The sequence below is a fragment of the Butyrivibrio sp. VCB2001 genome (genome assembly GCF_000423965.1).
Classification (GTDB): Bacteria; Bacillota; Clostridia; order Lachnospirales; family Lachnospiraceae; genus Butyrivibrio.
Genome location: NZ_AUIZ01000003.1, coordinates 96120 through 115451, shown reverse-complemented (window position 1 = coordinate 115451; position 19332 = coordinate 96120). Strand labels below are relative to the sequence as shown.

The 19332-nt window shown below is 46.6% G+C and carries 18 protein-coding genes; 15 read left to right on the top strand and 3 right to left on the bottom strand.

The window, feature by feature from the left end:
* Positions 1 to 162: 162 nt before the first annotated feature.
* Positions 163 to 1107, bottom strand: coding sequence for a 3'-5' exoribonuclease YhaM family protein (locus G589_RS0105240; protein WP_026519101.1), 945 nt, complete (start codon positions 1105 to 1107; stop codon positions 163 to 165).
* Positions 1108 to 1131: 24 nt separating this feature from the next.
* Positions 1132 to 2478 carry a S1C family serine protease gene (locus tag G589_RS18945; protein WP_051192196.1) on the bottom strand — a complete coding sequence of 449 codons (1347 nt, stop codon included), beginning with the start codon at positions 2476 to 2478 and terminating at the stop codon, positions 1132 to 1134.
* Positions 2479 to 2611: 133 nt separating this feature from the next.
* Here G589_RS18945 and G589_RS0105230 point away from each other — a divergent pair, with 133 nt between their 5' ends.
* The 7 genes from G589_RS0105230 (at position 2612) to G589_RS0105200 (ending at position 10812) form a co-directional block, all read left to right on the top strand.
* Positions 2612 to 5005, top strand: a complete 2394-nt coding sequence (locus G589_RS0105230) for an endonuclease MutS2 (RefSeq protein ID WP_026521344.1) — start codon at positions 2612 to 2614, stop codon at positions 5003 to 5005.
* Between the two features lie 14 nt (positions 5006 to 5019).
* Positions 5020 to 5721: a response regulator transcription factor gene (locus G589_RS0105225; RefSeq protein ID WP_026521343.1), complete on the top strand. Its 702-nt coding sequence runs from the start codon at positions 5020 to 5022 to the stop codon at positions 5719 to 5721.
* Positions 5722 to 7158: a HAMP domain-containing sensor histidine kinase gene (locus tag G589_RS0105220; protein WP_026521342.1), complete on the top strand. Its 1437-nt coding sequence runs from the start codon at positions 5722 to 5724 to the stop codon at positions 7156 to 7158. It begins immediately after the preceding gene.
* A gap of 3 nt (positions 7159 to 7161) precedes the next feature.
* Complete coding sequence (locus tag G589_RS0105215) at positions 7162 to 7659, top strand: tRNA (cytidine(34)-2'-O)-methyltransferase (protein WP_026521341.1); 498 nt, start codon at positions 7162 to 7164, stop codon at positions 7657 to 7659.
* Between the two features lie 27 nt (positions 7660 to 7686).
* The gene (rlmD, locus tag G589_RS0105210; protein ID WP_026521340.1) at positions 7687 to 9129 is read left to right on the top strand and encodes a 23S rRNA (uracil(1939)-C(5))-methyltransferase RlmD; all 1443 of its coding nucleotides are present in this window, start codon (positions 7687 to 7689) and stop codon (positions 9127 to 9129) included.
* Between the two features lie 389 nt (positions 9130 to 9518).
* Complete coding sequence (locus G589_RS0105205; RefSeq protein ID WP_026521339.1) at positions 9519 to 10274, top strand: GNAT family N-acetyltransferase; 756 nt, start codon at positions 9519 to 9521, stop codon at positions 10272 to 10274.
* Between the two features lie 13 nt (positions 10275 to 10287).
* Positions 10288 to 10812: an AAA family ATPase gene (locus G589_RS0105200; RefSeq protein ID WP_026521338.1), complete on the top strand. Its 525-nt coding sequence runs from the start codon at positions 10288 to 10290 to the stop codon at positions 10810 to 10812.
* Positions 10813 to 10835: 23 nt separating this feature from the next.
* Here G589_RS0105200 and G589_RS0105195 read toward each other — a convergent pair whose 3' ends face one another.
* A complete protein-coding gene (locus tag G589_RS0105195; protein WP_026521337.1) occupies positions 10836 to 11354 on the bottom strand; it encodes a hypothetical protein in 519 nt (172 codons plus the stop codon).
* Between the two features lie 122 nt (positions 11355 to 11476).
* Between G589_RS0105195 and G589_RS0105190 the strand changes: the two genes are divergently transcribed.
* From G589_RS0105190 to G589_RS0105155, 8 genes are all read left to right on the top strand, one after another.
* Positions 11477 to 12355 carry a LysR family transcriptional regulator gene (locus G589_RS0105190; RefSeq protein ID WP_026521336.1) on the top strand — a complete coding sequence of 293 codons (879 nt, stop codon included), beginning with the start codon at positions 11477 to 11479 and terminating at the stop codon, positions 12353 to 12355.
* A gap of 85 nt (positions 12356 to 12440) precedes the next feature.
* On the top strand, positions 12441 to 13520 hold the full coding sequence (locus G589_RS0105185; protein ID WP_022767845.1) for a PTS transporter subunit IIC: 1080 nt from the start codon (positions 12441 to 12443) through the stop codon (positions 13518 to 13520).
* The gene (locus G589_RS0105180; protein WP_026521335.1) at positions 13520 to 13975 is read left to right on the top strand and encodes a restriction endonuclease; all 456 of its coding nucleotides are present in this window, start codon (positions 13520 to 13522) and stop codon (positions 13973 to 13975) included. Before G589_RS0105185 ends, G589_RS0105180 begins: the two co-directional genes overlap by 1 nt.
* A gap of 2 nt (positions 13976 to 13977) precedes the next feature.
* On the top strand, positions 13978 to 14796 hold the full coding sequence (locus tag G589_RS0105175; protein WP_026521334.1) for a DNA-3-methyladenine glycosylase family protein: 819 nt from the start codon (positions 13978 to 13980) through the stop codon (positions 14794 to 14796).
* 119 nt (positions 14797 to 14915) lie between these two features.
* A complete protein-coding gene (locus tag G589_RS0105170; RefSeq protein ID WP_242826423.1) occupies positions 14916 to 15998 on the top strand; it encodes a GntR family transcriptional regulator in 1083 nt (360 codons plus the stop codon).
* A gap of 60 nt (positions 15999 to 16058) precedes the next feature.
* On the top strand, positions 16059 to 17654 hold the full coding sequence (locus tag G589_RS0105165; protein ID WP_026521332.1) for a xylulokinase: 1596 nt from the start codon (positions 16059 to 16061) through the stop codon (positions 17652 to 17654).
* 77 nt (positions 17655 to 17731) lie between these two features.
* Positions 17732 to 18430: an L-ribulose-5-phosphate 4-epimerase gene (locus G589_RS0105160; protein ID WP_022767840.1), complete on the top strand. Its 699-nt coding sequence runs from the start codon at positions 17732 to 17734 to the stop codon at positions 18428 to 18430.
* Positions 18431 to 18486: 56 nt separating this feature from the next.
* Entirely contained in the window at positions 18487 to 19320 is an 834-nt protein-coding gene (locus G589_RS0105155) for a transketolase (protein ID WP_026519087.1), read from the top strand.
* Positions 19321 to 19332: the final 12 nt, after the last annotated feature.

Sequence of the window (19332 nt, the reverse complement as noted above, 5' to 3'; positions counted from 1 at the left end):
AATCCTCCTAAAAAAATTGCGTTAACTAGCATCTGTTATAGCAATTTTACTAAACAGGATTATTGGGCGTCAATGGGTATTTTAGATTTTTCTTAAATATTTTAAATTTTTGTCGTTTTACACAAAAAACTAAAGTTGTTTTTGTTAATCTATAAATGGTAATCAGTCAATCTTTGTTTCGAAGATGTTTGTTTCAAAGAATTTGTTGAATCCCTGCCATCCCGGAGTGGTTATATTCTGCAGGATTTCAGTGAAGGTTTCCATCTTGGCATCTGTGTTGTCGGCAAGATTTAAGGCTACAGCCTCCATGATCGCCGGCTTTTTGGGTGAGCCGTATTCAAACTCTCCGTGATGAGCAACGATACAGTGCTGAAGCTCCTGCTTTAAGAGCTCGGGGAAGCCTTCGATGAGGGCGGCTTTTTCTCCGACCATCATTGCGCCCATGACGATGTGGCCGAGGAACTGGCCTTCATCGGTGTAATCGTTGACAGGGAAAAGAGACAGCTCTTTTGTCTTACCTATGTCATGGCAGATGGCTGCTGTAAGAAGAAGGTCTCTCTTGAGCATGGGATAAGCGCCTGCCATATAGTTGCAGAGCTTGGTAACGCTTAAGGTGTGCTCCAAAAGACCGCCGATAAAGCCGTGGTGCACGGTCTTGGCTGCGCTAGATTTGCGGAACTTCTCGATAAAAGCTGTGTCTTTTACAAAGAATTCTTCCAAAAGCTTTTTTAAATAAGGATTCTCGATAGTTGCGATGATCCCCAAAAGCTCTTTATACATTGCGTCGTTGTCCTTGCTTGAAACAGGAAGGAAGTTGGCCAGGTCATATTCTCCCTCGGAGCACTTTCTGGCTCTCTTTATGTTGATCTGGATAGCGCCGTTAAAGCTGGTTACTTCGCCAAAGACATCTATGCAGTCCTGATCATCGAACTCATCAATGCCGGCTCCACCCGGCTCCCAGATCTTGGCATCTACTGTGCCGGTCTTATCCTGCAGGGTTACGGAATAGTACTCCTTTCCATTCTTGGTTGTGGCTGACTGTTTGTGCTTACACATATAGATGTCAGCAACTCTGTCCCCTGGCTTAAGATCCTTGATAAATTTCATAAAAACCTCATTTCTAACAATAAATTAATTGTGGGTGGCACTTGATAAAGTCACCTCTATATCAAGCTCTATGTAATCATTTGGAGCCTGTCTTTTTACTGCAACAGTTATTATATCATCCGGTGAGCACTGCGCAAGTTTGGATATGAACTGCTCATAGGAACTGACTTCGACGCCGTCTATGGCGGTTATTATGTCTCCGCTCTGGATTCCGGCCTGCATGGCAGGAGAGCCCAGCTCAGTCTTTGTGATGTAAGCGCCGGCAGGGATGTTCTGCTGTTCCAAGATGTCCGCGGGAATGGTGGTTCCGTGGATGCCCATGTATGCTCTGGCCCGTCCGTTTGAGAGATCTTCAAACAATGTCTTTAGCTCTGTGATACCGATGGCGCAGATATGGTTCTCAAGATCCTCGGTGTTGTAGGACATGTCGATAATACCGATAACCTGGCCGTTCAGGTTGGCGAGTACTCCGCTTCCTAGGGTACTTCCATAGATGTCTGTGGTCAGGAGCTTGTAGTAGGAATCTTCAAGGTTAAGGGTTGTCTTCTCGGAGGTGATGATACCGTAGGAGATGGAACCCTGAATTCCAATGGGGCTGCCGACTGCGATGACGGGAAGACCTGTCATTGTGCCGTTGTTGGAGCTTCCGAGGAAGGAAGTGGTGACCTTATTCCTGGTGTTCTCTGTCAGATCCGATCTGCTGACGCTGATGACACTAAGGCCTGTTACGTCATCGGCGAGCTTGAGCTCTGCATTGGCCATGGAGCCATCGACAAAAGTTACCTTTATGCTCTCGGCTTCGCTTATGGCTGATGAAGGAACAACGATAAAGTAGCTGGAGCCGTTGTTGGCGATGATGACGCCTGAAGCAGATCCGCTGCTCTCAAAGGATTCGCTGAACCAGTTGGTGTCGTTGGAAACAGCAGTCACTGTGACTATGCTGGTGCCTACGCTCTGGGCAACGCTCTTAAGAGAGTACATCATTTTAGAATAGTCGGAAGCAGAAAAGGCGTAGGAAGCGATTGCCTCATCGATCTGATCCTTCTGATTGGCCTCGAGATACTGGGCTTCGACCTCCGCTATCTGAAATTCGTCTGCAAACATCTCCTCGGGAGTAAGCTCATCCTGAACCTCTTCCTCCGGGAAGGAGATGGGCTCCGGCTCAGCTTCCGGATAGAGCCTGTCGCTGAAGACCGGCTGCAGGAACAGGAACGTAAAGCACGCAACTATTCCGAATACTATGGCAAGAAAGAACGTGATGGCTGTTCTTCTTAAGAGTTTCTTCCTGTTTATGGGGCGCTGTTTTATCTTCTCACTGATAAACCCGGTGTCCGCCAATACTTCTTTTTTCTCATCCTGATTAAGAGGCATGTCTTTTTACCTTCCAAGCTCAAAATATTACATACATTATATTATAGATTGGCTCACTAGTCACGGAGCGCTTAAAATGGTAAACTGTAATTTGGACAATTATGTAAACAGGCAGAAAAACAAGGTTTTAGAAATGAACAAAAAAGCATTACACGTACTTGAGTACGACAAGATAATTGAAAAACTGGCGGAACACGCAACATCAGACCCCGGGCGAAAGCTCTGTCTTGAGCTTGAGCCGTCTTCTGATATCAAAGAGATCAGAAAGAACCTGCAAAAGACAAATGACGCCATTGCAAGGATCTTCAAAAAAGGATCCGTAAACTTTGGCGACAACAAGGAGTTTGGCGGGATCTTAAAAGCGCTGAAGATCGGATCATCCCTTGATATGGCATCTCTTCTTAGGCTTGCTTCATTCCTTGATAACGTAAACAGAGTAAAGAGCTACGGAAGACCGCCAAGAGATGATGAAGAGGGAGACTCCCTTACAGAGTCCTTCCAGATGCTCGAGCCCCTTACCTTTGTGTCAGCGGAGATCAGAAGGTGCATCGTGTCTGAAGATGAGATGAGCTCTGACGCTAGCCCTGCGCTAAGGCATATTAGGCGCGGAATGATGCTGGCCAATGACCGCATTCATGAGCAGCTGAACAGAATGATAAACGGTTCACTGCGCACCTATCTTCAGGATGCAGTGGTTACAGTCAGAGGAGACAGATACTGTATTCCGGTAAAAGCTGAGTACAAATCCCAGGTAAACGGTCTTGTTCACGACCAGTCTTCCTCGGGATCAACACTCTTTATTGAGCCGGCGGCGGTTGTTGAGCTCAACAACAAGATCCGCGAGATGGCACTTCAGGAGAGCGCCGAGATTGAGAAGATCCTCATGGAGCTCAGCCTTTCAGTGGCTGAACATGTTGATGCCATCAGGTACAACTGCGAGATCATGACAGACCTTGACTTTATCTTTGCCAAGGCCTCCTATGCCCTGGAGATAAATGCCATTACACCTGTATTTAACGAGCAGCACATTTTTGATATCAAGAAGGGAAGACATCCTCTTATTGCAAAAGACAAGGTGGTTCCCATCGACGTATATGCCGGCCGTGACTTTGATATGCTGATAATAACGGGACCAAATACCGGCGGTAAAACAGTTACATTAAAGACGGTAGGTCTTTTGACCCTGATGGGACAGGCCGGGCTTGCGATACCTGCTGCGGACAGGTCGGAACTGTCGGTGTTTGAAGAGGTTTATGCGGACATCGGTGATGAGCAGAGTATTGAGCAGTCGCTTTCAACCTTCTCATCACACATGACAAACACGGTGGCAATTCTGGAAAATGCCAATGAGAACAGTCTGTGTCTCTTCGATGAGTTGGGTGCGGGAACTGACCCTACAGAGGGTGCGGCTCTTGCGATCTCAATACTGAATGACCTGCACAAGCGTAAGATCAGAACCCTGGCAACTACTCACTACTCAGAGCTCAAGGTCTATGCCCTCAACACAAAGGGCGTTCAGAACGCAAGCTGCGAGTTTGATGTCGAGTCTCTAAAGCCCACATACAGGTTGCTGATAGGACTTCCCGGTAAGAGTAATGCTTTTGCCATTTCTTCAAAGCTCGGGCTCCCCGACAGGATCATCGAGGCAGCCAGTGAGCAGATAAGCACAGAGGACAAGCGCTTTGAGGATCTTATCGCAGATCTCGAGATGAGCCGTAAGACCATCGAGAACGAGCGCCTTGAGATAGAACAGTACAAGAAGGAAGCAGAGGAGCTTCGCAGACAGCTCGAGCAGAAGACGGACAAGCTGGACAGGCAGAAGGAAGATATCCTGCGTGAAGCCCACGAGCAGGCAAGGCAGATCCTTCAGGAAGCCAAAGACGTTGCCGACGAGACCATCAAGGTATACAGAAAAGCCGGTCCGAATGCTTCCATGCAGGACCTTGAGAGAACAAGGACGAAGCTCAACGAGAAGATATCCGACAAGAACAAGGCAATCACTAAGAAAAAAGAGCTTCCGGCTGATCACCAGATACTCAAGGAGTCTCAGCTCAAGCTCGGTGAGAGCGTAAAGATCGTGTCCATGGGACTTAAGGGAACCATCTCATCCAAGCCCGACAAGGATGGAAATCTCTTTATCCAGTGCGGAATCATGAAGACCAAGGCTAACATCAGAGATTTGGTACTCATTGGAGATGAGGATCCCAAGGCTGCCATGAAGAAGTTCTACGGCAGGAACACCTCGGGAGGCGGCAAGATGGACCTCTCCAAGGCTTCGACCATCAGGACGGAGATCAATCTTATAGGAAAAAACAGCGATGACGCAGTCGCTGCTTTGGATAAATACCTGGACGATGCTTACATGTCACATCTTAATAATGTAAGAGTCGTTCACGGAAAAGGCACAGGAGCCTTAAGGCAGGCTGTGCATCAATATCTTAAGGGGGTACCCTATGTCAAATCCTTTAAGCTGGGCGAGTTCGGCGAGGGAGATGCAGGGGTTACAATTGTTACTTTTATAAAGTAAGAGGGGAATAGTAAATGGTTAGCAAACAGAAAATTTTAATCGTAGATGATGATAACAACATTGCAGAGCTCATTTCTCTTTACCTGGTAAAAGAGTGCTTTGAGACCAAGATCTGCAACGACGGCGAGACAGCCATCAACACCTTTGACACCTTTAAGCCAAACCTGGTGCTGCTTGACTTAATGCTTCCCGGCATCGATGGATACCAGGTCTGCAGAGAGTTAAGGACCAAGAGCCAGGTGCCTGTGATCATGCTCTCCGCCAAGGGAGAAGTCTTTGATAAGGTTCTTGGCCTTGAGATGGGGGCTGACGACTACATGGAGAAGCCCTTTGATTCAAAAGAGCTTGTGGCAAGAGTCAAAGCTGTCCTTAGAAGATACAAACCTCAGGTTCAGGAGGTTCAGGAGTCGGATGACAAGGTTGTAAGATACCCTGACCTTGAGATCAATATGACCAACTACTCAGTAACCTACATGGGCGAGAGAGTTGACATGCCACCCAAGGAGCTGGAGCTTTTGTACTTCCTTGCTGCATCTCCAAACCATGTATTTACCAGAGAACAGCTTCTTGACCAGATCTGGGGCTATGAGTACATCGGAGATACAAGAACAGTAGATGTTCATATCAAGAGACTTCGTGAGAAGCTGAATGACCACGACAAGTGGAGACTGGCTACCATCTGGGGAATCGGCTATAAATTTGAGGTACAACAGTAAATGAAACGGACCCTTTACATCAAATTTCTGCTGGCATATCTTTTGTTCGGCATATTTGGTTTTATTGTGGTTGCGACCTTTGTGTACAGTATGACTCTTGACCGCTTAAGGCGCGACAAGGCGGATAACATGTACCAGGTTGCCACACAGATAGCCAACACCTATGCTGCAGATCTTTACAATTCGGAGACGTCCCTAGAGACAGTTCACGGAGAACTTTCCTCGCTGTCCAAGTACATGGATAACTCCCCAATATGGATCGTCAATCCTTCGGGCCGACTGGTTCTTGACTCCTCAAGGATGCTTGAACCGGGAAAAGAGATTGTGATAACCGGTTTTGATCCGACAATCACAGGCTCTAGCTACTATACTACCGGGGATTTCTGGAGCTCTTTTAACCAGGAAATGCTGAGTGTATTTGCGCCGATAACCGCCAATTATAAGGTTCAGGCCTATGTTGTTATCCACACACCGATAGCTGCGCTGGAGAAAAAAGCCAACACTTTCCTCAACATCTCTTACCTGATGCTGATAGTTCTTTTCCTGCTGTCTTTGATAATCCTTATCTTCTTTACGGAGCTGGTATATGTGCCGCTTCGTAAGATAACAAGAGCTACTGAGCAGTATGCAGCCGGAAATATGGGCTATGAGTTTTCGGTGGAGTCTGAGGATGAGATGGGATACCTTGCGGCTTCTTTGTCTTACATGGCAGGTGAGATCGCCCGTTCCGAGGATGATCAGAAGAAACTGGTTGCCAATGTTTCCCACGATTTCAGATCTCCTCTTACATCCATAAGAGGTTATCTTGTGGCAATGCAGGATGGAACCATTCCTCCCGAGATGCATGAGAAGTACCTTGGGATAGTGATCAACGAGACCGACAGACTGACCAAGCTCACCAACGAGCTACTTACACTCAACAACATGAGCACCAAGGGAATGCTGCTTAAGAAGGTCGACTTTGACATCAACAGTGTCATCAGGAAGGTTGCAGAGTCTTTTGGCGGAACCTGTATGGACAAGAATATCGCCATCGAGCTTGTGCTGACAGATGACAAAATGCTGGTAAATGCTGACGTTGACAAGATACAGCAGGTGCTTTACAACCTGGTGGACAACGCCATCAAGTTCAGCCATCACGACTCCTCTGTCAAGATCGAGACCACCGAGAAGCACAGCAAGGTCTTCGTATCAGTCAAGGACAGCGGTATCGGAATCCCCAAGGAAGACTTAAAGCTCGTATTTGACAGATTCTACAAGTCCGACGCCTCAAGAGGTAAGGACAAGAAAGGCACCGGCCTTGGCCTTGCAATTGTAAAAGAGATCATAAAGGCCCACGACGAAAATATCAATGTTATCAGTACTCAGGGCGTTGGAACTGAGTTCATCTTCTCGCTCCCTAAGTCTGCAGCGATGGATGCTGATGACGAGGAGTAATAAATGCACATAGTACTGCACCAGCCGGAGATTCCGCAGAACACCGGCAATATCGGAAGAACCTGCGTTGCAACAGGCACAAGTCTTCACCTAATAGAACCCCTGGGCTTTCGCCTCGGAGAAAAAGAGCTAAAGAGAGCCGGGATGGATTACTGGGAAAAACTCGATGTCACAAGATACATGGACTATCAGGATTTTATAGAGAAGCACCCCGGGGCTAAGATATGGTACGCCACCACCAAGGCAAAGCGCACCTACGCCGAAGTGTCTTTTGGCATGGACGACTTTATCATGTTCGGAAAAGAGAGCGCGGGAATTCCTGAGGAGATCCTGGTGGACAACGAAGAAACCTGCATCAGGATACCGATGGGCGAGGATATAAGATCTCTGAACCTGTCCAATTCTGTGGCGATTGTGCTCTACGAGGCCCTCAGGCAGAATGACTTTGCCGGGCTTGAGAGAGAGGGCGAGCTTCATAGATTGCATTGGCGTAGCGAGTGAGCAGAACTTCCATGTGAGAGGTTATAAATGGGAAAAGAAAATTTTCTTTATAAGAAGGACGATGTTCTGACTGTGGACATCGTCGATATCGGAAATGACGGAGAGGGCATAGGCAAAATAGATGGCTATACCCTCTTTATTAAAGATGCGGTAATTGGCGATAAGGTCAGTGCCAAGGTCATGAAGGCCAAGAAGAATTATGCTTATGCGCATCTTGAGAAAGTGCTGGAGGCTTCTTCGTTCAGGCAGGAAGCTAAGTGCCCCATTGCCCGTCAGTGCGGCGGTTGCCAGATCCAGAACATGACCTATGAGAGACAGCTTGAGTTCAAGCAGAACAAGGTCAGGAACAACATTGTGCGTCTGGGCGGTTTTGATGAAGCTTTTGTTGACAGTGTCATGGAGCCCATCATCGGAATGGACGAGCCCTGGAGATACAGGAACAAAGCCCAGTACCCGATCGGCACGGGCAAGGATGGAAAGCCGGTTGCCGGATACTATGCAGGAAGAACCCACAGCATCATCCCTGTTAAGGATTGCCTTATCGGGGTAAAAGAGAATCAGGAGATTCTCGATATTATCCTGGCCCACATGGAAAAATATAAGGTCTCTGCCTACGACGAAGTCAGTGGCAAGGGGCTTTTAAGGCACGTGCTGATAAGGAAGGGCTTTACCAGTGGACAGATCATGGTGTGCCTTGTGATCAATTTCTCCGGAAAAGGCGCAGAGTATATTCCGGGACAGAGCGAGCTTACTGAGAAACTTGCTGAGATTGACGGAATGACCAGTATTTCCGTTTCCATAAATACAGAGAAGACAAACGTGATCATGGGACTTAAGATCCGCACGATCTGGGGAGCGGATACCATATCTGATACTCTGTGCGGGCTTGAATTTGAGATTTCGCCCTTGTCGTTCTATCAGGTTAACCCTGTTCAGACCCAGAAGCTCTATGGACAGGCCATAGAGTATGCTCATCTTACGGGACAGGAGACTGTCTGGGACCTTTACTGCGGAATCGGAACCATCTCTTTATCCATGGCAAAGGCAGCAGGCCATGTCTACGGAGTCGAGGTTATTCCGGATGCCGTGGAAGATGCCAAGAGAAATGCTGACAGGAATGGACTTGATAACGCGGACTTCTACTGTGGTAAGGCTGAGGAGGTTCTGCCTGAGTTTTATGAGAAGAAGAGGCTTGGCGCAGAGGGCGATTCTGTGTCAGATGCTGCGCTTCATCCTGACGTAATCGTAGTAGATCCGCCCCGTAAAGGGTGCGACAGCGCCTGCCTTGAGACCATGCTCAAGATGCAGCCCGATCGCATCGTCTATGTGAGCTGCGACTCCGCAACTCTTGCAAGAGATTTGCGCATCCTGTGCGATGGCGGCTATGAGATAAAGAAGGTGCGCCCCTGCGATATGTTCAGCTGGAGCGTACATGTGGAGACATGCTGTCTGTTAACGAAGACAAGCTGAGCGCAGTCTGAGTTTACAGAAGCAGTCGTTCCGGAGAGCCCCCGTATTTTGGGGGCGAGAGCGGAACTTCCTTGTGAAGTAGTGGTGGGATGCGAAAACTCAAATCATTGCGGCCGGATTTTTCCTGTTGAGAATGCTGATTTTATCAATTCCAACAGATGATTTTAGCTGTACCTCCCTGTTGAGAACGCTGTTTTTATCAATTCCAACAGATGATTTTAGCTGAATCTCCCTGTTGGAGATGTTGTTTTTGTCAAAACCAACAGGAAGAAAGCAGGATAATAGCCTGTTGAAAATACGTATATTCAAATTCCAACAGGTGGTAATTGAAATACATGCCTGTTGGAAATAGTTGATAAGGAAAATACAACAGGGAAAATACGAGAAATATGATCAAGAGAGCGAATAGAAATAAATATAAAGGACACCTTGAATTTGCTAATGAGTGTATTGCGAACCGTGTTTATCCAATGTCAATTGTGACCGGGACTCAGGACGGGGATATATACACAGATGATAAAGGATGCACATTGTTCTGGCATTATTGCGGCTTTGCATATATCTCTGGGAATGTGAGTGAGGATGTTCTTGAAGAAGTATATCAAAAGTTTTTTGTACCTGATACGGAACGAAGATTTGTATTGATAACAGACTCGGAGCTTGTTTCGAATTACTATTCAGGCAATAACGACCTTCGAATTGATAAGAGAATTGAATATACACATTGCGGGATTCCTGAACACCTGCCGATACTTGATGATAACTATGTTGTTGAGCGCATCACAGCAGACAATATAGGTGACATCCGTGGAAGAATCACACCCTCTTTTTCCTGGAAAGACAGCGATACGTTTCTTCGATATGGATTCGGATTCATCGCCAGAAATAAGGCGGATGGCAGCTTTGCTGCGGTGGCATTTTCCAGTGCTGTTAGTCCTGAAGAAGTGGATATCGGAGTTGAGACTGCTGAAGCGCATAGGCACCATGGACTGGCATCATACCTTGCGTACAGGATGTGTGAAGAAATCATGCAGCAAGGCAGGAGACCCGTGTGGGCACATGCTGAAACAAATGCAGGTTCGCAGAAAACTGCGCTCAGCGTTGGCTTTAAGCCGTGCAGGATAAATACAGTCATTCACAAGTAAGGAGAACCATTGCGTGGTAATATTTATAACAGGAGCATCACATACAGGCAAGACATTACTTGCTCAGCGGATGCTTGAAAAATACAAATATCCGTACCTGTCTATTGATCATCTGAAGATGGGACTTATCAGAAGCGGAAATACTCAACTTACTCCGGAAGATGATGAGGAGATGACGACGTATATTTGGCCGATAGTACGGGAAATGATAAAGACTGCTATTGAGAACAAGCAGAATCTGATTGTTGAAGGCTGCTATATTCCCTTTGACTGGCGCAGGGATTTCAGCGAAGATTATCTGCAGGATATCAGATTTATTTGTCTTGCGCTGACAGACAGATACATAGATGCGAATTTCGATAAGATCAAGGATCATGCTTCCGACATAGAATCAAGATTGGATGATTCGTATTGCACGCCCGATTGGATAAAAGCAGATAACAAAAGATTTATTGAAGGATTTGCAAAGACAGGTGAACATATTGAAGTCATAGATTCGAATTACGAACAGATTATAGAGAAGGCCTCTCGTCTATAGGCGGACGAGAGGTCTTTTTCCATTCATACTCTGTACTTCCTGTATCTTCCAAAGAGTATTCCGTCATCCAGAAACTGCTCGGTTTCTGAAACCCACATGGGAAACTGTCCGGTTGCCAGGGCTGTCTGTCCGTTTAACATTCCGGTGTGGAATGAGAGGTGTCTGTACTGCCTGAGAACTAGTTCCATTCTGGTATATTTGCAATCCTTTGGCTTTTCGTAAAGCATTTCGTCTGTGAGAGTGTCCAGGTACTCCAGCGTTTTCTTTTCAATAGAATCAAGATAGGCAAGAAGCTCTTCGTCTGAAAGGACAACATCGCATTGAACATCCGGATTGTCCAATCCTTCTACATGAAATGAAGGCTCTTCATAATCGAATGGGTTGATAAACCATTTGTCCGCAGAATGAAGTGCGTGGTAAGCCCATCTCCAGCAAGGCGCGCCTACGCAGAGAGCATCCCTGTCATAAGCCCTTATTGCGGTGCGGATGTTAAGGAAATTTGGCTCTACCGTATCCTTGATGATCATACATAATTCGTTCATTTGTGGTACCTCCTTGTGTTCGCTCTATTTTGAATGTATAATAACGCTGAAGCATATATCTGTAAAATTGAAACAAACAATGTAAACGTTCAAAATAATTGAATTCAAGGGGTATAGTGATCATGACAATAACTCAGTTAAGTACGTTTTTGAAAATTGCAGAGCAAAAGAGTTTCTCGGCAGCAGCTGATAGCCTTGGCTATGCACAATCCACGGTGACAACGCAGATCAAGCAGTTGGAGGAAGAGCTTGGCTGCCTGCTGTTTGACAGACTGGGTAAGACGATTGTTCTTACACCGCAGGGAGAAAAGCTAATAGCATATGCGGAAAAGATGCTTCAGCTGGAGCGTGAGATTCATCTTGAAATATCGGATGAGGAAGAGCCGACGGGGGTGCTTAAGATAGGCGTTTCCGAATCTCTGTGCTATAACCGCGTTCCGAAGGCGCTGATGAAGTATAGAAAAGAGGTTCCTGGAATAGATATCAGGTTGGTGTTCATTACGCATGATACATTTCCGGATATGCTGCAAAAAGGGGAACTGGACCTGATTTACACATTAAATCCTTACATGGAGGATGACAGACTGACCATGCTGTATAAGAAAGCAGAGACGCTGGGCTTTTATGCTTCGCCGGATCATCCGCTTGTGGGGAAGAAGATAAAAGAGAAGGACCTGGCAGATTATCCGTTACTTCTGACTGGGCATAATTGCAGTTTCAGGCATATGCTCTTTGAGGATCTGGCGAAATGCGGGGTAGAAGGCAAATCCCTGATAGAAACCAGCAGCAAGGAAATACTCAAGCAATTTGCTTCTAATGGCTTGGGAATCGCATTTATTCCGGATATGACTGCGACAAGAGAAGTGGAGAATGGGAGCCTCAAAAGACTGGACTGGAGAGGCAGCTCTTTTCCCATTTACTCACAGATATTCGTTCATAAAGATAAGCATATTAGCAAAGCAATAAGCAGTCTGGTGGAGGTTATCGGTAGTGATGCTTGAGAAATGGCAGAGGATATGATACCATTTTCCAAATAAATGCGGCGACCCACAATAAGGTGCGGCGCCGACTGGAGGAGAATGAGTTATGAAAGAGTTTTTGAAGAGGAAAAACATCGAGATTTCCTTAAGGCGTTATGGTATTGACGCTTTGGGAGCAATGGCACAGGGACTTTTTTGTTCCCTTCTTATTGGTACTATCATCAATACCATCGGTACACAGTTTCACATACCTTTTCTAATGAAGACAGTTGCTACGGTTGCAGGCGTTGAGTACACGGTTGGTGGCCTTGCAACAGCAATGAGTGGTCCGGCAATGGCAGTAGCTATAGGTTACGCACTTCAGTGTCCGCCACTGGTTCTTTTCTCAATGATCACAGTTGGATTTGCTGCGAACGCGCTGGGCGGAGCCGGCGGTCCTCTGGCAGTTCTTTTTGTGGCAATAATCGCCGCTGAATTCGGAAAAGCAGTTTCAAAAGAGACTAAGGTCGATATATTGGTCACTCCACTTGTTACAATAGCAGTGGGTGTGTTCCTCTCATGGCTCATTGCACCACCGCTTGGAAGAGCAGCAATGTGGGTTGGAAACATTATCATGTGGGCAACAGAGCAGCAACCGTTCCTCATGGGAATCATAGTTTCAGTGGTTGTTGGTATGGCGCTTACACTTCCTATTTCTTCTGCAGCTATCTGTGCGGCCCTTGGACTTACAGGCCTTGCTGGCGGAGCGGCTGTAGCAGGATGCTGTGCTCAGATGGTGGGCTTTGCAGTTATTTCCTTTAAGGAGAATAAGTGGGGAGGCCTTGTTTCACAGGGGATCGGAACCTCAATGCTCCAGATGGGCAACATCATCAAGAACCCACGAGTATGGATCGCGCCTACACTGGCATCGGCCATCACAGGACCGATAGCAACATGCATCTTCAGGCTTCAGATGAACGGAGCTCCTGTATCATCAGGAATGGGAACCTGTGGACTTGTAGGACAGATTGGCGTTTACACCGGCTGGGTTAATGACATAGCAAATGGAACCAAGGCAGCCATCACAGGCTTTGACTGGTTGGGACTTGTTCTTATTTCATTCGTGCTTCCTGCAGTTCTTTCACTGGTGATCCACAAGGGCGTCATGAAGCTTGGATGGGTAAAAGAAGGAGATCTTAAACTCTAATGACACAGATACCTGTAGTGATCCTATATCTGATCCTTGCAATTATCATCGTGCTTCTGGTTGTGCTTGTGGTGAGGGCAGTCATAAAAAGACTGCCCCATGAACTTCCTATGGACGAGATGGAAGGTCATGATTTTGAGTACTACTGCGCAGACCTTTTGAAGGCCAACGGCTTTCTGGAAGTGGAAGTCACCAAGGGAAGCGGAGACTTCGGAGCAGACATTCTGGCTGAGAAAGATGGTATTACCTACGCTGTTCAGTGCAAATGCTATGACAAGCCAATCGGCGTTAAGGCTGTTCAGGAGGTCTATGCAGGCCGTGATTACTACGACAGAATGGTCGGCGTTGTCATGACCAACCAGTACTTTACGCAGCCGGCAGTGGAACTTGCCAGGAAGTTGAACATCATGCTCTGGGACAGAGGATACCTGGACGATATGGATAAAGCGGAGTAATTATGAAGATTACCATTAAGGATGATTTTGATCTTTCAAAAATAGCAGACAGCGGACAGTGCTTCAGATTCAATGCAATGGCCGATGGCTACAGCGCCACAGCTCTTGATAAGAATCTTTTCATAAAGAGCCTGGGTAATAGCGAGTATGAGCTTGATTGCAGTAAGGATGAGTTTGACAGCTTCTGGAGGGGGTACTTCGATCTGGACCTGGACTATAGGAGCCTGAGAAATAGGATTGATAAAGAGGAAGATCCATATCTTTTTGCAGCTGCTGAGTTTGGAAAGGGAATCAGGATCTTAAGGCAGGACCCTTGGGAGATGCTAATCTCTTTTATCATCTCTCAGCGTAAGAACATTCCAGCGATTAAGGCTTCTATTGAGAAGCTCTGCGCCATGGCGGGAGATGTTATTAAAGAGGATGCTGAAGGGAAGCCCATCTACTCATTTCCAACACCGGAGAAGCTGGCCGGGCTGTCTTTGGATCAGCTCTCATCCTGCAGCCTCGGATATAGAGATAAGTACATTCAAAAGGCTGCCATGGACGTGGCAAGCGGAGCTGTAGATCTTAAGGCTTATGAGTCTCTTGATGACGAGGCACTTATGGAAGAGCTTCTTAAGCTGTTCGGTGTAGGAGTTAAGGTTGCCAACTGCGAGATACTCTTTGGTTACCACAGACTGGATGCCTTCCCTAAGGATGTATGGATCAACAGGGTGCTTGAGAATCACTATCCAAACGGATTTATGTTTGATAAATATGCCCCATATAACGGAATCATGCAGCAATATTTATTCTTTTATTCAAGACTGTCTTCGATGTAATTTGAAAATTTGTACATATACAACTTGATAAAAATGTTTATTTTTGACATTGACGATTAGTACAGGCTATGGGAACATGGTTGTGCAGGTTGTTAATGTCTTTTTATGTGGGAAAAATCGTGGCTAAATACGTAAACGTAATTGAATGGATAACAAAGAAAATAGATAACGGAGAACTTATCCCGGGAGCTAAGATCCCGTCTGAGAACGAGCTGAGCGAGGAGTTTAACTTAAGCCGCCAGACCATCAGACATGCCATTGCGCAGATGGTGGAGGATGGGATATTGGAGAGCCGCAGGGGAAGCGGAACCTATGTGGTTGATCTTCGTGCAGAAGAGGGAGAGAGGAATGTTGTTGCAGTAGTCACAACCTATGTTGATGACTACATTTTCCCGAGCACCATCAGGGGAATTGAGAGTAACCTCAGCGAAAAGGGCTATTCCATGCAGCTTTCCTTCACCAATAATACCGTCACCAGAGAGAGGCAGATCTTAGAGGATCTTCTTCAGAGAAACGATATTGCAGGGATAATCATGGAGCCGGTTAAGAGCGCTCTTCCAAATCCGAACATGGAGTTGTACACACAGCTACGGGAGAAGAATGTAAAGATTCTTTTCATAAATACTTTTTATCCGGAGCTTGATATCCCCCATGTTTCCTTAAACGATGCGGAGTGTGCCTACAGAGCAGTCACAGCGCTGATTGAGGCGGGACACAGGAATATCGGATGCATCCTTAAGCTGGACGATGGACAGGGAAGAGAGCGCTACAGAGGATATTTAAAGGCTGTAATGGAAGCCGGACTTCCTTTTGCCTATGAGCACGTCAACTGGATAGATACCATAGACATCAGGAATGGAAAAGAGTCTTTAGCCGGAATGAAGGATAGACTTAAGGATTGCACTGCAGTCTTTTGCTATAACGACCAGGTGGCAGGCATGCTGATCGAGATGCTTTCTGACATAGGCATTAAAGTCCCGGAAGATATGTCGGTCATCGGGATGGATGATTCGGACATGTCAAGGCTTGGCGTTGGAGGAGTTACCATCTCATCGATCCCTCACCCCAAGGAGAAGCTCGGCGAAAAGGCTGCAACCAACATGATCAGAATGATCCACGAAGGTAAGCTGTATTTTAATGCTACCTACGAATTTGAAGAGGATGTAATTCTCAGGGCATCGGTTTCAGAGAGCAGAGAATAAACATAGTAAAGGGAAAATAAAGGAGAAAGCCGGGCAGCGCCGGCAGAATGGAGGCAATTTATGGGAGATGCAAAAAAGGCTATAGCAGAGGGGAAGACATATCTTGGTATCGAGTTTGGATCAACCAGGATAAAGGCTGTGCTCACTGATGAGGAGTACAATCCTATCGCTTCAGGGTCACACAGCTGGGAGAACAGACTGGACAACGGAATCTGGACCTACACCCTGGATGATGTATGGGGCGGAGTTCAGGACTGCTACAAGAACCTGGCAGCAGATGTTGAGAAGCAGTACGGTGAGAAACTCACTACAGTAGGAGCCATGGGATTCTCAGCAATGATGCACGGTTACATGGCATTTGATAAGGACGGAAATCTCCTTGTACCTTTCAGGACCTGGAGAAACACAATAACAGAAGAAGCTTCAGAGAAGCTCACAGATCTTTTCGGATATCACATTCCACAAAGATGGAGCATTGCACACCTCTATCAGGCAATCTTAAACGGTGAGGAGCACATCTCCAAGATCGACTTCTTCACAACACTGGCAGGCTACGTTCACTGGCAGCTCACAGGGGAGAAGGTTCTGGGCGTCGGCGATGCATCAGGAATGTTCCCTATCGATTCAGCTACCTGCAGCTACAATGAGAAGATGCTGGATCAGTTCGACGAGCTCATCGCTCCTAAGAACCTGGGCTGGAAGATCAGAGACATTATTCCGAAGTCACTTCCTGCAGGCGTATCAGCAGGCAAGCTCACTGAGGAAGGCGCTAAAAAGCTTGATCCTACAGGAACACTTCAGGCAGGCATCGCAGTATGTCCTCCTGAGGGAGATGCAGGAACAGGTATGGTTGCAACCAATTCCGTTGGCGTAAGAACAGGTAATATCTCAGCCGGCACATCAGTATTCTCAATGGTAGTTCTTGAGCACAGTCTTTCAAAGGCATATCCTGAGCTGGACCTTGTTACAACACCAAGCGGCGAAGAAGTTGCCATGGTACACTGCAACAACTGTACATCCGACCTCAACGCGTGGGTAGGACTCTTTAGAGAGTTCGCGGGCGCTATCGGCAAGGATGTTGATGACGATACACTTTACGGAACACTTTATCGCAAGGCTATGGAAGGTGATGCTGATTGTGGCGGACTCCTTGCATACAACTACTTCTCAGGTGAGAGCATTACAGGCTTCAACGAAGGAAGACCTCTCTTTGTCAGAAGACCTGACGATAAGTTCAACCTTTCAAACTTCATGAGAACACATCTTTACACAGCTCTCGGAGCACTTAAGGTTGGTAATGACATCCTTATGAAGGAAGAGAACGTCAAGGCAGACTTCTTCTTTGGACAGGGCGGATTCTTCAAGGTTAGAGGAGTTGGCGACAGAGTAATGGCAGCAGCTCTTAACACATCCATCAAGCTCATGGAGACAGCAGGAGAGGGCGGCCCTTGGGGACAGGCAATTCTTGCAGGCTTTATGTGCCAGAAGGAAGAGGGTGAGACCTTAGAGCAGTACCTTACTAACAAGGTATTTAAGAGCGGTAAGGTTGAGACCTGTGATCCTGTAAAAGAGGATGTTGAAGGCTTTGATAAGTTCATGAAGGACTACAATGCAGGACTTGCAGTTGAGAGAGCTGCAGTAGATTCTCTCAAGTAATTTTTGATAATAATAAAGCAATATTTACGGAGCATTGTAATGATGCTCCGTAATATAATGAAAAATGGAGTGAGATCATGTTAGAAGAACTTAAGAAAAAAGTATATGAAGCGAATATTTTACTGCCAAAATACGGCCTTGTTACTTTTACCTGGGGCAATGTAAGCGCTATCGACAGGGAGAGCGGTCTTTTTGTTATAAAGCCAAGTGGCGTAGAATATGATACAATGACTCCGGATGATATGGTTGTCATGGATCTTGAAGGCAACAAGGTGGAGGGTAAGCTCAATCCTTCATCGGACACTCCCACACATCTGGAGATCTACAAGGCATTTAAGGAAGTGGGCGGAGTTGTTCATACCCATTCGTCCTATGCCACCAGCTGGGCTCAGGCCGGACGCAGCATTCCCTGCTACGGAACAACTCACGCAGATTATTTCTATGGAGAGATTCCCTGCGTAAGATGCCTTAACAAGGATGAGATTGAGAGCGCCTACGAGGAGAATACAGGTCATCTTATCGTAAACGAGTTTGAGCGCATGGGAAAAGACCCTGTGGCAGTTCCCGCGGTTCTTTGCAAGAATCACGGTGTGTTCACCTGGGGTAAGGACGCTCACGAGGCAGTCCACAATGCAGTGGTTACAGAGGAAGTTGCCAAGATGGCTTTCCGCTGCGAGCTGATAAACCCTGAGGTTAAGCCTGCACCACAGGAGCTTCAGGACAAGCATTACTATCGCAAGCACGGAGCAAATGCTTATTATGGTCAGGCGAAGTAATCACCCGGCGAGAGCATAACTACCTTATTATCAATCAAAAAGTTTTAGGAGGAATTATGGAGAACAAAGAATTGCAGAAAATTGCAAACGAAGTCCGCAAGGGCATTGTTACAGCGGTTCACGCAGCTAAGGCTGGACATCCCGGTGGATCTCTGTCAGCAGCAGATATCTTCACATATCTGTATTTTGAGGAGATGAACGTTGATCCCAAGGATCCTAAGAACCCCGATCGTGATCGTTTCGTTCTTTCAAAGGGACACACAGCACCAGGCCTTTACTCAGTAATGGCTCAGCGCGGATACTTCCCTGTAGAGGAGCTCACAACTCTTCGTAAGCTTGGATCAAGACTTCAGGGACACCCAAGTATGCAGTACCTTCCGGGACTTGACATGAGCAGCGGATCTCTTGGTCAGGGAATCTCAGTTGCTTGTGGTATGGCTCTTTCAGCTAAGCTCGATAACAAGTCCTACAGAACCTACACCCTTTTAGGTGATGGTGAGATTGAAGAGGGACAGGTTTGGGAAGCAGCTATGTTTGCAGGATTCCGCAAGCTTGACAACCTGGTAGTCATCGTTGATAACAACGGACTTCAGATTGACGGACCTATTGATCAGGTATGTTCACCATATCCTATTGACAAGAAGTTTGAGGCATTCAACTTCCATGTTATCAATATTGATGCACATGACTTTGATGCCATCAGAGCAGCCTTCAAAGAGGCCAGAGAGACTAAGGGCCAGCCTACAGCAATCATCGCACACAGCCTTAAGGGCAAGGGCGTTTCCTTCATGGAAGGACAGGTATCATGGCACGGCGTAGCACCTAATGATGAAGAGTATGCTATTGCTATGGCAGATCTCGAGAAGATCGGCAAAGAGCTCGAAGGTTGAGAAGGAGGTTAA

Excerpts from the sequence above, each read along its gene's own strand:
- G589_RS0105225 (WP_026521343.1), top strand. The coding sequence starts at position 5,020 with ATGGTTAGCAAACAGAAAATTTTAATCGTAGATGATGATAACAACATT.
- G589_RS18945 (WP_051192196.1), bottom strand. The coding sequence starts at position 2,478 with ATGCCTCTTAATCAGGATGAGAAAAAAGAAGTATTGGCGGACACCGGG.
- G589_RS0105160 (WP_022767840.1), top strand. The coding sequence starts at position 17,732 with ATGTTAGAAGAACTTAAGAAAAAAGTATATGAAGCGAATATTTTACTG.
- G589_RS0105185 (WP_022767845.1), top strand. The coding sequence starts at position 12,441 with ATGAAAGAGTTTTTGAAGAGGAAAAACATCGAGATTTCCTTAAGGCGT.
- G589_RS0105220 (WP_026521342.1), top strand. The coding sequence starts at position 5,722 with ATGAAACGGACCCTTTACATCAAATTTCTGCTGGCATATCTTTTGTTC.
- G589_RS0105190 (WP_026521336.1), top strand. The coding sequence starts at position 11,477 with ATGACAATAACTCAGTTAAGTACGTTTTTGAAAATTGCAGAGCAAAAG.
- G589_RS0105195 (WP_026521337.1), bottom strand. The coding sequence starts at position 11,354 with ATGAACGAATTATGTATGATCATCAAGGATACGGTAGAGCCAAATTTC.
- rlmD (WP_026521340.1), top strand. The coding sequence starts at position 7,687 with ATGGGAAAAGAAAATTTTCTTTATAAGAAGGACGATGTTCTGACTGTG.
- G589_RS0105230 (WP_026521344.1), top strand. The coding sequence starts at position 2,612 with ATGAACAAAAAAGCATTACACGTACTTGAGTACGACAAGATAATTGAA.
- G589_RS0105165 (WP_026521332.1), top strand. The coding sequence starts at position 16,059 with ATGGGAGATGCAAAAAAGGCTATAGCAGAGGGGAAGACATATCTTGGT.
- G589_RS0105240 (WP_026519101.1), bottom strand. The coding sequence starts at position 1,107 with ATGAAATTTATCAAGGATCTTAAGCCAGGGGACAGAGTTGCTGACATC.
- G589_RS0105175 (WP_026521334.1), top strand. The coding sequence starts at position 13,978 with ATGAAGATTACCATTAAGGATGATTTTGATCTTTCAAAAATAGCAGAC.
- G589_RS0105155 (WP_026519087.1), top strand. The coding sequence starts at position 18,487 with ATGGAGAACAAAGAATTGCAGAAAATTGCAAACGAAGTCCGCAAGGGC.
- G589_RS0105215 (WP_026521341.1), top strand. The coding sequence starts at position 7,162 with ATGCACATAGTACTGCACCAGCCGGAGATTCCGCAGAACACCGGCAAT.
- G589_RS0105205 (WP_026521339.1), top strand. The coding sequence starts at position 9,519 with ATGATCAAGAGAGCGAATAGAAATAAATATAAAGGACACCTTGAATTT.
- G589_RS0105180 (WP_026521335.1), top strand. The coding sequence starts at position 13,520 with ATGACACAGATACCTGTAGTGATCCTATATCTGATCCTTGCAATTATC.